The sequence below is a fragment of the Dinghuibacter sp. genome (assembly GCF_035492835.1).
GTDB lineage: Bacteria > Bacteroidota > Bacteroidia > Chitinophagales > Chitinophagaceae > Dinghuibacter.
The window spans coordinates 1-11,698 of record NZ_DATJIY010000012.1; the positions used below are offsets into that span (position 1 = coordinate 1).

Genomic DNA, 11,698 nt, shown 5'->3' on the forward strand with positions numbered 1-11,698 from the left:
TCCATTGTAAATAACTTTGGAAAGAATTGAAGTGACTTCAAATCTTAATCTTAATTCATTGTATACTCTTACCTGACGACACCCATAACATCGCTGTTATAAGTGTCCTGCTGTTCCAATCTTTCAAAGAACTTCAACCTCAGTCCTACGACCTCAGTCTCGCGATTATCGGCGGCAGCAAGCCGCCCATCATCTATCCTAAAGAACTTCGCTAACTATCTAGGTATCAACCCCTCAGCACCACTCATCACCGTTCCATCTCATCGGGGTTGCAAAGGTAATCCCTTTTTCCTTTCTACCAAATTTCAAGCTCAATTTTTTTGAGCTTTTTGGTTGACTTTTTCGATGTAAAGAGCACCGTTTTTTTAGGACGGACTGCAAAGATACGATTTAGCAGTTTCCTGTCAAAACTATTTATGCACACCTCGTTATCGAAACCCTGAAAGAACTACCCGGATCGGCTTTTTTACCAGAGCGGGGCGCAAAGATAGCGATAGTTTGATTGCCGCCAAACTTTTTTCACAAAAAAACGGGATGATTAGCAGGGCTAACTAATTATTCTGCAACGCCGTAGTCGCTCTCATCCAGGCTGCTGGCGGGTTCCACGGGCCATCGACCTTCCAGGAGCCCATCCGGGTATCGTACCCTTGCGAGGAATAAGCCTTGCCCCGGGGCCGAGAAATCCGCCCTTCCCGGGTCGGCCGCGCGGATAACCCCTTCGAAATCGGCTACCGAAAGCTTCCCCCGCCCGACCTGGAGCATCGTTCCCACCAGGCCGCGGACCATGCCCCGTAGGAAGCGGTTGGCCCGGACGGTATATTGCCATGTGGTCCCAGTGGTCTGCCAGTGGCTTGCCTCGATCCGGCACAGCGGCGTCCGGCTCTGGCCGCCTCGTTTCGAAAAGCTACTGAAGTCATTGTTTTTCAGGACTAATTCGGCCACCTCGGCGAGCCGGTCGGGGTCGAGGGTATAGGGGAAATAATACCCGCGGTCGTCCATGAACGGGTCCTTTGTTCTATATACAAAGTAATGATACTCACGTGAAAGCGCGTTGAACCGGGCATGGGCTTCCGAAGACACCGGGTATACGCCCCGGATCACGATATCCCGCGGCAAAATGGCGTTGAGGTTATACAGGCCGCGCTCGGGCCCGCCTGGCTGGCGCCACGCGTGGTTTTCTTCCAAAGTGAGCTCGAAGTGGTAAAAGTTCTCCAGGGCGTGGACGCCTGCGTCCGTCCGGGAGGAACCGGTCAACCCTACGGGATAGCGGAAGTAAACCTGCAGCGCTTTTTCCAGTTCCGCCTGTACGGTCACCGCATTTTCCTGGATCTGCGACCCGCTATACCGGGTCCCCTTGTACCCTACCTGCAGAAAAAACCTGGGCATATCAGTGTTGCACCAGGGCCTTGAAGCGGTTGACGTAATACACGCTGGAAAAGAGGTTTTGCAGCGAATTGAAGTTCCAGCTGTCGGAAACGAACGGATAGGCCTCTTCGATAAACTTATACCGCCCGTCTTCCTGCAGGAACAGGAAGCTCAGAGAACGCAACTGGTCGGTCGTAAAACACGTCTTTTTAAAAGCCTTACGCGCAAGCTCGATCATCCGGTCGACGTCCGTTTCGGACGCCATCTTTTTGCGCAAACGCTGATAGTCCTCGTCTCCCGCGACCCGGTTGCAGTTGGCGTTCGCCAGGTGGAGGTCCTTGTTACCGCCGCCGGTGGCCGCGGCAGTCGTCGCCGGCGCCGCGGGCGTCGTAGGCTGTATCCCGAAACCCGCCGCCAGACTACCCCTCGAGCTATCGGTATCCTGCTGCTGTTGTTTGAATACCGGCACCACGAGGTTGCTCGTGTCCTTGGCCTTGCCACCCTTGGCAAGTGTCGCGGGGTTGAAGGCACGGGTGGTATCCACGGGGGTGATAGCGGGCGTTGCCGCCGGGGTGTCGATGGTGGCCACGGACTTCGCCGTGGTGGTATCAGGAGAGGTGGTTTGGGGGGGCGTCACGGCGGGCGCGGCTGCCGCGGTCGTCACGGCGGGCGCTGCCGTCGGTGTGTCGGCGACAGGGGCGGTCTGGTTCATCAATACCTGGACCGTATCGACCGCGCCCGAGGACTGCCGGTCGGCATATATCAGTTGAACCGCCGTATCCGTCACCTGCCTGGACACCAGGACGATGTTCGCGGGTGTCACGGCAGGAGCCGGCGCGGGTTGAACCGGTGTCGGTTGAACGGGGGCCGGCTGAACCGGGGGCGGGTCCTTCTTTACTATCTTCTTGACATCCCGGAGCGTGGTATCCTGGGTTACCGCCACCAGCGCATCTCCAAAAGCGTCGGCTGGCTTGGGAACCGCGGGCGTATCCCGCACCGGCGCAATAGGGGTCGTGTCCGGCGCGGTCGTGGGCGCAACCGCGGTTTGAGTTTGCGGCGCCGTGACCGTCTCCGGCGCGGTGGCCGTTTGGATCTGTGGCGTGCTGACGGGCGCCGCCGGCGTTTCCGCCGCCGACGTGCCCTGCGGTTGTCCCTTGCCGGTGGTATCGACGGGGGGCGGGGTCGCGTGAGCCGCGCTGTCCGTTCCGGCGGTATACGTGAGGGTTAGCTCCTGCAGGTCATACAGCGCCCAACCCTTTTCGGGAAAATGTTTTAGCAGGAACCCCTTGTCCGAACCGACGGTGCAGACAAAGTGCTGTTCCGGATAGGATTTGTCCGGAAAGCCCACCCAGAATGAAAACGAGCCCTGGGGCACCTGGGGCAGGATAAGATAACCGGAACCCGAGGAGTTCAATGGATCGGCGCCTGGCGACAGCTTGACAAAAAAGGGTTGTTTCGTGTCGCTTTGCAGGTAGATAAAATGGCTGACGCCCTGAGAGCGGACGGTCGTTGCACATCCAATGAATACCAATAAACCGATTAATCTTATAAACTTCATAGGCCCATTATTGAGTTGCGCTGGAGCGCCCAGCGCGGAAATTAGCGCTTCGGCGCCAACTTCGCTTATGACAAAGCTATGTTATTTTGCCATCAGCCGTATAGGCCATTTATCATTTTCCAAATACCGTACCGGGCCGTCTGGCTACCTTTAGGAATATCACTATGACCCACGAATCAAATCATTTTCTCATGCATTTTATGGAGACCCCTTTGAAAAAAATAGCCGCCGGATGCCTGGTAGCCCTGGCCTCCTATGCCGGACCCGCGGCAGCCCAGGGAGACACCAGCTGGCGCCAGGAATACAGGGCAAGCGCGCCAAAGATCAACGACCTGGTACATACGAAGCTGGCCGTTTCGTTCGACTACGACAAGTCGTTTATGTACGGCAAGGCATGGATCACGCTGGAGCCTCACTTCTATCCTACCGATTCCCTCACCCTCGACGCCAAGGGCATGGACATCCGTAAAGTAGCCCTGGTCAAGGGTTCCGGGACCGAACCTTTAAAATACACATACGACAGCTCGCAACTGACGATACGCCTGGACAAGACCTATAAAGGCAAGGAGCGGTATACCGTCTATATCGATTATGTATCCCGGCCCAACTTATTAAAGGCCGTCGGCAGCGCCGCCATCACCGATGCCCGGGGGCTCTATTTCATAAACCCCACGGGCGCAGAAAAGGACAAACCGACCCAGATCTGGACACAGGGTGAGACCGAGTCGAACAGCGTCTGGTTCCCCACCATCGACAAGCCGGACCAGAAATCCACCGAAGAGATCGAGATGACCGTGCCCTCGAAGTATGTCACGCTTTCCAACGGTCTCCTGGCCAGCCAGCGCAAAAACGCCGACGGCTCCCGCACCGATACCTGGAAGATGGATTTACCCCACGCGCCTTATCTCTTTTTCATGGGCGTGGGCGACTATGCCGTTGTCAAGGACAGTTATGAAGGGAAGGACGTGGCCTACTACGTGGAAAAGGATTACGCCTCCGTCGCCCGCCGCATCTTTGGCTACACCCCCGAAATGATCGCCTTTTATTCCAAGACGCTCGGTATCGACTTTCCCTGGGCCAAGTACGACCAGATCGTAGGCCGCGATTATGTCAGCGGAGCCATGGAAAACACCACGTGTACCCTGCACCAGGAGAGCGCCCAGCAAAACGCGCGCGAGCTGACCGACGGAAACGGCTGGGAAAGCACCATCGCCCACGAACTCTTTCACCAGTGGTTCGGCGACCTCGTTACCTGCGAAAGCTGGAGCAACCTCACCATGAACGAGTCCTTCGCCAACTTCAGCGAGACGCTTTGGGCCGAACACAAACATGGTAAGGACGCTGGTGACGAACAGAACTATACCGACATGCAGGGCTATCTGCAGTCCGGCGAATCCAATAAGGACCTGGTCCGTTTTTACTATCACGATAAGGAAGACATGTTCGACGCCGTCAGCTACAACAAGGGCGGCCGCATCCTCAATATGCTCCGCCACTACGTAGGCGACACCGCTTTCTTCCGGGCGCTCCACCTTTACCTGGTCACCAACAAGTTCAAGACGGGTGAAGCCCAGCAGCTCCGCCTGGCGTTCGAAGAAGTGACCGGCCAGGACCTGAACTGGTATTGGAACCAGTGGTATTACGGCGCCGGCCATCCGCAGCTGAAGATCGACTACGCGTACGACGACGCCGCGGGCAAGGTAACCGTGCATATCCAGCAGACCCAGACCGGGAACGTCTTCATCCTGCCCTTTTCGATCGACGTCTATGCCGGTGGCAACAAGACGCGGAACCAGGTTTGGATGCGGACCCGGGAAGCCTCCTATACCTTCCCCTATACGACCCATCCCGACCTGGTCAACGTGGACGGGGACAAAATCCTCCTCTGTGCCAAGTCCGACAGCAAAACCGCCGCGAACTATATTTATCAATATAAGCACGCCGCGGGTTATGTCGACCGTAAGGAGGCCATCGAATTCGCGTCCAAGCACCAGGACGATGCCGCCATACGCGCCTTCCTCCTGGACGCCATGCACGACCGTTACAAAGGGCTCCGGATAGACGCCATCGACGCCATCGACTTCCAGTCCGCCGACATGGTCCAGGCTGCCTTGCCCGAGCTTCAGAAGATCGCTGTAAACGATAAGGAGGCCCTCGTCCGCTCAAAGGCTCTCGAGGTACTGGCCGAGGTCAAGGACCCGTCCTATTTGCCGTTGTTCGAAAAGGCAGTCCACGACTCGTCCTACAGCGTAGCCGGCAATGCCCTCAACGGCATCTATAACCTCGATTCGGCCAAGGCCCTTACGCTGCTCCCCGGGCTCCGGGGCGACGCCAAGGGGACGCTGGCCGCGACGATCAGCAAGATCCTGCTGAACTCCGCCCGTCCCGAGGACTTCCCCTTCATACTTAAGACGTACGAAGACCTGGCCCCGGGTCAGGCTAAATTCGAAGCCACCTCCAAATTTTGCCAGTTCCTAGCCCAGGTCAAAGACCTCGATAAATTCAAGCAGGGCGTGGACGACGTCCTCAAGTTCCGCAATGTCATCCCCGATTCCGAGAACTACGCGTTCGCCCGCAACATGATTAGCGGTGCGCTGAAAAACGTTTCTGCCAAGAAACGCGCCGCCGGCGAAACGGATTTCGCCGACTACGTGGATCACGCGCTTTCGAAATAACGCGATCGCCTTTGGGAACCGTCCCAGCGGCGCAGTCCCAAACGAATAGGCCGAGGGCCCTGCCTCTTTTTCCCCCGTTTTGTGGTGCACCGCAAAACGGGGGAAAAAGAGGCAGGGCCCTCGGCCTATTCGCTGCACTGAAATGTCGAAGGGTGCGCGTCGCTTTACCAAGAGCCACCGGCGCCGCCGCCCCCGAAGGAGCCTCCCCCAAACCCGCCGAAACCACCGCCGCCGCCGCCACCGCCGCCGCCGAAGCCTCCGCCACCGGAACGACCGCCGCCGCCGAGCATGCTGCCCACCGCCGTCCAGAAGAGGGGACCGCCCATGTAGCCGCGCCGGCTGACGTATCCGCCACCGGGGCCCCCGCCACGGCGAACCGCCCAGATGATGAAAATGACGATGAACAATAAGATAAAGAAGCCTGCGGCGCCGACGCCACGCCCTTTGCCGTCCTGGTGATAACCCGGGGGCGCTTTGTACTCCCCGTGGACGGCCTGCATGATGGCGACGACGCCGGAATCGACGCCGGTGTTGAAGTCGCCCTGCTTGAAATAAGGGAGGATGTTGTTGTCGACGATCTGTTTACAGGTGATGTCCGGCATCGCGCCTTCCAGACCGTATCCAGGGGCGATAAACGTCTTATGGTCGTCGCGGGCGATCAGGAAGATGACGCCGTTGTTGAAATCCTTGTTGCCCACTCCCCAGGAGCGGCCCAGCTTGACCGCATAATCCACCGGGTCATAGTCGTGGGTCGTGGGAATGGTCACCACCGCGATCTGCACGCTGGTGCTGTCATCGAAGGCATCGAGCCGGGCTTCCAGCGCCTGGATAGTCTCCGGGCTGAGGATACCCGCCAGGTCGTTTACAAGCCTGGGCGGGTTGGGCCGCGCCGGGATATCCTGTGCCTGCGCGAATACACCGACGCACAGCACGCACAACAAAATGGCTATATGCTTCATTGTCCAAATACTATATCGTCAGGTAATTCATTTTTGGCCCCGTCTACGTGCGGGAAAAAATGGCCCAGCATCTCCCCCACCTCCCGCACGACCGCGGCAATCCCTTCCGCATAATTTTCCCGCTTGAAGTGACCCAGGATCTGGTGCACCTGTTTTTTCCAAAAATCATCCCCGACCTTGTCATGGATGCCCTGGTCGCCCCAAAGCGCCAGCTGGCGGTCCCGCATGGCGACATACACTAAAACCGCATTGCGCTGGCGGGTATGGTCCATCTTCAGGGACGTAAATATCTCCTGGGCCCGGTCTACCGGGTCCACGTATTTGCAGCGGCTTTCCACGAAAACCCTGACCTCGCCGCTGGTGGCCTGCTCCGAGGACCGGACCGCTTCCAGCATCAGCTCTTTTTGCTCAGGGGTGAAAAACTCCACCGGCTTTTTTTGAAACCAGGACATAGGCGGTTAGAATTTAACTTGCGGTGCTTTATCCGCGCCGGCGTCCGCGGTGAATCCTTCCTTGGGGTGGAACCCGAACATGCCCGCGAGTATATTCATCGGGAACGACCGTACCTTGATGTTGTACGTTGCCACGGCGTCGTTGAAGTCGTTCCGGGATACCTTGATCCGGTTTTCGGTACCTTCCAGTTGCGCCTGCAGTCCCATGAACGCGGCGTTCGTCTGGAGCGTCGGATAGTTCTCGGACACCGCCAGCAACCGGCCCAGGGCCGTGGACAACTGCCCCTGCGCCTGTTGGAATTCCTGTACTTTCTCGGGCGTGAGGTTATTGGGGTCGACCGTGATGGACGTTGCCTTCGCCCTGGCGTCGATAACGGCGGTAAGGGTGTTCTGCTCGAAGTTGGCTTCGCCTTTGACCGTGTTTACCAGGTTCGGGATCAGATCGGCGCGCCGTTGGTAGTCGCTTTGCACGTTGTTCCACTTGTTCTTCACGATCTCATCCTGTTGCACCAATCCGTTGTATGCGTTTTTGGCGCCGCACCCGATAAACAAGACGACCAGGAGGATCGCCAGTAAGATGTACAACCCTGTACGTTTCATACCAAAATGTTTTGTTGATTAAATATACAACAAAAAAGGAGCTGCCAATCAGGCAGCCCCTTGTCTATTAATTATTTAATTGGTTCTATTCCGTAACCGCCGCAATCCCCGGCAACACCTTGCCCTCGAAGAACTCGAGCAGCGCGCCACCGCCGGTGGACACATAGCTCACCTTGTCGGCCAGACCGAACTGGTTCACCGCCGCCACCGAGTCGCCACCGCCTACCAGGCTGAAAGCGCCGGCCGCCGTGGCCTTGGCCACGAGCTCCGCGACCGCTTTGGTACCTTGTTGGAACTTCTCCATTTCGAAAACGCCCATCGGGCCGTTCCAAAGGATCGTCCTGGACGCCAGGATCACCTTTCCAAAAGCCTCGATGGTTTTAGGACCGATATCCAAACCCATCCAGCCGTCCGGTATGTTGTCGTTGGAAACCTCCTTCGTTGCCGCGTCGGGAGCGAACTTGTCGGCCACCACGCTATCCACGGGGATCAGCAACTGCACACCCTTGGCCTTGGCCTTGACGAGGATTTCGTTAGCCAGGTCCAGCTTGTCCTCTTCGCAAAGGCTCTTCCCGATGGGATGCCCCTGGGCCTTGAGGAAAGTATACGCCATACCGCCCCCGATGATCAGGTTGTTGGCTCTGTCCAGCAGGTTCTCTATGATCAGGATCTTGTCGCTCACCTTAGCGCCGCCCAGGATGGCGGTAAAGGGCCGTTGGGTATCCTTCAATACCTTGTTGGCGCTGTTCACCTCCGCTTCCATCAGCAAACCGAACATCCGTTTGTCCTTCGGGAAGAACTGCGCGATCACCGCGGTGGACGCGTGCGCCCGGTGCGCCGTGCCAAAGGCGTCGTTCACGTAGACGTCACCCAGCTTGCTCAGCTTCTCGGCAAAAGCCTTGTCGCCTTTTTCTTCTTCTTTATAAAAGCGCAGGTTCTCCAGCAGCAGGACCGTCCCCGGTTTGAGCGCCGACGCAGCATTGACCGCCGATTCCCCGATGCAATCATCGGCGAACTCCACCGGCGTGCCCGGCAGCAGCTCCTTCAGGTGGGGCAACAGGTGCCTCAGCGAAAACTTGTCCTCAGGACCGCCCTTGGGCCTGCCCAGGTGGGACATCAGGATCACGCTCCCGCCGTCGCCGAGGATCTTTTTGATCGTGGGGACCGCCGCCCGCATCCGGGTGTCGTCCGTGATCTGGAACTTATCGTCCAGGGGTACGTTAAAGTCAACCCGGACCAGCGCGCGCTGACCCTTGAAGTTGTAGTTGGCAAACGTCGACATGGGGCGCTTATTTTTTGATCAGGCCGGCAAAATACTTAACCGTACGCACCAGCTGGGAGACATAGCTCATTTCGTTGTCGTACCAGCTTATCACCTTCACCAGCTGTTTGTCACCGACGGTGACGACCTTTGTTTGGGTAGCGTCAAACAGCGAGCCAAAGTGCATACCGATGATGTCGCTGCTCACGATCTCGTCTTCGTTGTAGCCGAAGGATTCGTTGGAAACCGCCTTCATGGCCGCGTTCACCGACTCCGTGGTCACCTTCTTGGCCACCACCGCGGTCAGTTCGGTCAGCGACCCGGTGATTACCGGAACCCGCTGAGCGCCGCCGTCCAGCTTACCCTTCAGCTCGGGCAGTACCAGCCCGATCGCCTTGGCGGCGCCGGTGCTGTTCGGTACGATGTTCGCTGCCGCGGCCCGCGCCCTGCGCAGGTCCCCTTTCGGATGCGGCGCGTCCAGGGTATTTTGGTCGTTGGTATAGGCATGGACCGTGGTCATGCTCCCTACCTCGATCGTAAAGGCATCGTTCAGCGCCTTGGCCATCGGGGCCAGGCAGTTCGTCGTACAGCTGGCGCAGGAAATGATCGTTTCGCTGCCGTCCAGGATATTATGGTTTACATTAAAGACAACCGTCTTCATTTCCCCGGTAGCGGGGGCGGAGATGACCACCTTTTTGGCGCCCGCTTTCAGGTGCGCCTCGGCCTTGTCCTTATCCGTAAAGAAGCCCGTGCTTTCGATCACGACATCCACGTCGTGCTGCCCCCATGGAATCTGGGCCGGGTCCTTCTGCGCATAGATCTTGATTTCGTGTCCCGCAACCAGGATGGAGTTATCCGTATGCTTGACTTCCTGCCCAAATTGCCCGTGAGCCGTATCGTACTTCAGTAAGTGCGCCAAAACCTTGGGACTGGTCAGATCGTTAATAGCCACCACGTCAATACCTTCCATATTGTAGATCTGGCGGAATACCAGGCGACCGATCCTACCAAACCCGTTAATAGCAACTTTTACTGTGCTCATTTTTTGTAAAATTTAGTTATTGGATGAGATGAAACTAGGCTCCCTTTCCGATGATGCGGGGCAAAGTTACGTCAATACCAAAGAATTGCGTTCCCCCCTCCCCTTTAATTTTTTTTGGAGCGAATTCCCCCGCCCCCTATCTTTGCACTCCCAAACGAAATTCGTTTGTCAGTTCTTCCGCCGCGTTGGTCAATCGGTTAAGACGCCTCCCTTTCACGGAGGAATGAGGGGTTCGACTCCCCTACGCGGTACACGAATATTATCGAGCCCCAATTGTTAAGATTGGGGCTTTTTTATTGCTGTTAATCGCGCCTTCGACGTTTTTTTTATTCCCCCATAACTCTTATTATATCCCTAATCATGTCAACGGGCACCCTGGTCTGAGGTGCAAATTTATTGCGCAGAATGATGATCGAATAATTTTGGTCAAGTCCCTGCTCATTGTAAGTTATAAAGCCCGGCCAGCCGCCAGTGTGAAAAGCAATCCTGCCTTTCCCTTCAGGGCTGATCAGATGCCAGCCAAAACCATAATCACTTTTACCATCACTAGGTTTACCCGGCGTTAATATTTGCTGCCAGTCATCTAAGGATACAAATGAGCGTTGATAAACAGTTTGATCCCATTTAAGCATATCATCGACGGTAGCATTTACACCATCTTCGCCATAAACGCCGTCTTCCCATAATGCCTGACTCCATATAGGATGCTCTTCGGGAATGACAAATGTCTTCAGGCTATCAACATACACGTAGCCGGTCGCATAGTGTTCGACAGCCCTGGGACGTGCGCGCCGGGTAAAAATAATCGTATGCGCCATTCCCAGTGGACTAAATACCTTCAGTTCCATGTAATCGGTGAATGACATACCGGAAACTCTTTCAATAATGATGGCCAGCAAAGCATAGCCAGTATTGCTATATAAATATCTCTGGCCGGGCGGAAAAAACGGGTTGGGATGATATTGTATCAGCATTTTTAACATATCATTGTTCGTAGCAAATTTGGTCTTATCCCAGCAGTGGTTCATAAGGGCATCGTAATCCGGGAGGCCGGAAGTATGGTTCAGTACCTGTCTGATGGTTATTCCCGGATAAGGCAATTCAGGTATATACTTCGCCACCTCGTCATCGTAATTTAGCTTCCCGGCTTCTTTTAGTAGAACAATGCCAACCGCGGTAAATTGCTTGGAAACCGAAGCCAGCAGAAATCGGGTATCTGGACCATTAGGAACTTGATTTTCAATATCCGCGAATCCGAAACTTTTTTCGTATACGGGCTTGCCATTTTTAGCAATGAGCACATTGCCGCTGAATTGGCCGCTGTTAAATAAGACACTGAAAATACTGTCCAATCGACCATATGGGCTTTGCTGCGCACGACAGCCCATAAAGATTGCACCCAATACGCTGTTCAAAACAATTTCCTTGAAAAAGTTCATGTTGATTGTCGTTTAATTTTGAAAAAAAAATTGCCATCCGAACCGTCATCCGGTTCAGTCAGGTCATTTAATCAGTCACCTAAAAGGCTACAGCTCGTTCTTGGTAATGAAAACGCCGGTACCGGTCATTTGTACATGACCGTAATACAGTCCAAAATCCCTCTTCATACCGAGTTGAACCTTTACCTGATCGCGGAGCGTTTCGGATTGCTTTTTACCGGTAACAACCAGTTCGTCCTCAATATGAAATAAAAGTAAGAATCATTTCTTAGTTTCTTATAACTTTTCCCCTCCATCGACTATAAATAATTTATAATCAATTAAATAAAATAAGAAAATATTCTTAG

The 11,698-nt window shown here is 55.4% G+C and carries 9 protein-coding genes and 1 tRNA gene; 2 read left to right on the forward strand and 8 right to left on the reverse strand.

Annotated elements, in window-relative coordinates; all coding sequences use genetic code 11:
* Positions 1–555: 555 nt before the first annotated feature.
* Positions 556–1,386: a tRNA pseudouridine(38-40) synthase TruA gene (truA, locus tag VL547_RS00970; RefSeq protein WP_325574205.1), complete on the reverse strand. Its 831-nt coding sequence runs from the start codon at positions 1,384–1,386 to the stop codon at positions 556–558.
* A gap of 1 nt (position 1,387) precedes the next feature.
* On the reverse strand, positions 1,388–2,923 hold the full coding sequence (locus tag VL547_RS00975) for a DUF4476 domain-containing protein (RefSeq protein WP_325574207.1): 1,536 nt from the start codon (positions 2,921–2,923) through the stop codon (positions 1,388–1,390).
* A 200-nt stretch (positions 2,924–3,123) separates the two neighbouring features.
* Here VL547_RS00975 and VL547_RS00980 point away from each other — a divergent pair, with 200 nt between their 5' ends.
* Complete coding sequence (locus VL547_RS00980; RefSeq protein ID WP_325574209.1) at positions 3,124–5,598, forward strand: M1 family metallopeptidase; 2,475 nt, start codon at positions 3,124–3,126, stop codon at positions 5,596–5,598.
* A gap of 164 nt (positions 5,599–5,762) precedes the next feature.
* Here the strand turns inward: VL547_RS00980 and VL547_RS00985 are convergent, their stop codons facing one another.
* The 5 genes from VL547_RS00985 to gap form a co-directional block, all read right to left on the reverse strand.
* Positions 5,763–6,557, reverse strand: coding sequence for a TPM domain-containing protein (locus VL547_RS00985; RefSeq protein WP_325574211.1), 795 nt, complete (start codon positions 6,555–6,557; stop codon positions 5,763–5,765).
* The gene (locus VL547_RS00990; protein WP_325574213.1) at positions 6,554–7,009 is read right to left on the reverse strand and encodes a TPM domain-containing protein; all 456 of its coding nucleotides are present in this window, start codon (positions 7,007–7,009) and stop codon (positions 6,554–6,556) included. Before VL547_RS00990 ends, VL547_RS00985 begins: the two co-directional genes overlap by 4 nt.
* Before the next feature lie 6 nt (positions 7,010–7,015).
* Positions 7,016–7,609: a LemA family protein gene (locus VL547_RS00995; RefSeq protein ID WP_325574215.1), complete on the reverse strand. Its 594-nt coding sequence runs from the start codon at positions 7,607–7,609 to the stop codon at positions 7,016–7,018.
* Positions 7,610–7,694: 85 nt separating this feature from the next.
* A complete protein-coding gene (locus tag VL547_RS01000; RefSeq protein ID WP_325574217.1) occupies positions 7,695–8,891 on the reverse strand; it encodes a phosphoglycerate kinase in 1,197 nt (398 codons plus the stop codon).
* 7 nt (positions 8,892–8,898) lie between these two features.
* Positions 8,899–9,912 carry a type I glyceraldehyde-3-phosphate dehydrogenase gene (gene gap, locus VL547_RS01005; RefSeq protein ID WP_325574219.1) on the reverse strand — a complete coding sequence of 338 codons (1,014 nt, stop codon included), beginning with the start codon at positions 9,910–9,912 and terminating at the stop codon, positions 8,899–8,901.
* 179 nt (positions 9,913–10,091) lie between these two features.
* Here gap and VL547_RS01010 point away from each other — a divergent pair.
* A tRNA-Glu gene (locus tag VL547_RS01010) sits at positions 10,092–10,163 on the forward strand.
* A gap of 75 nt (positions 10,164–10,238) precedes the next feature.
* Here the strand turns inward: VL547_RS01010 and VL547_RS01015 are convergent.
* The gene (locus tag VL547_RS01015) at positions 10,239–11,351 is read right to left on the reverse strand and encodes a serine hydrolase domain-containing protein (protein ID WP_325574221.1); all 1,113 of its coding nucleotides are present in this window, start codon (positions 11,349–11,351) and stop codon (positions 10,239–10,241) included.
* Between the last annotated feature and the right edge of the window lie 347 nt (positions 11,352–11,698).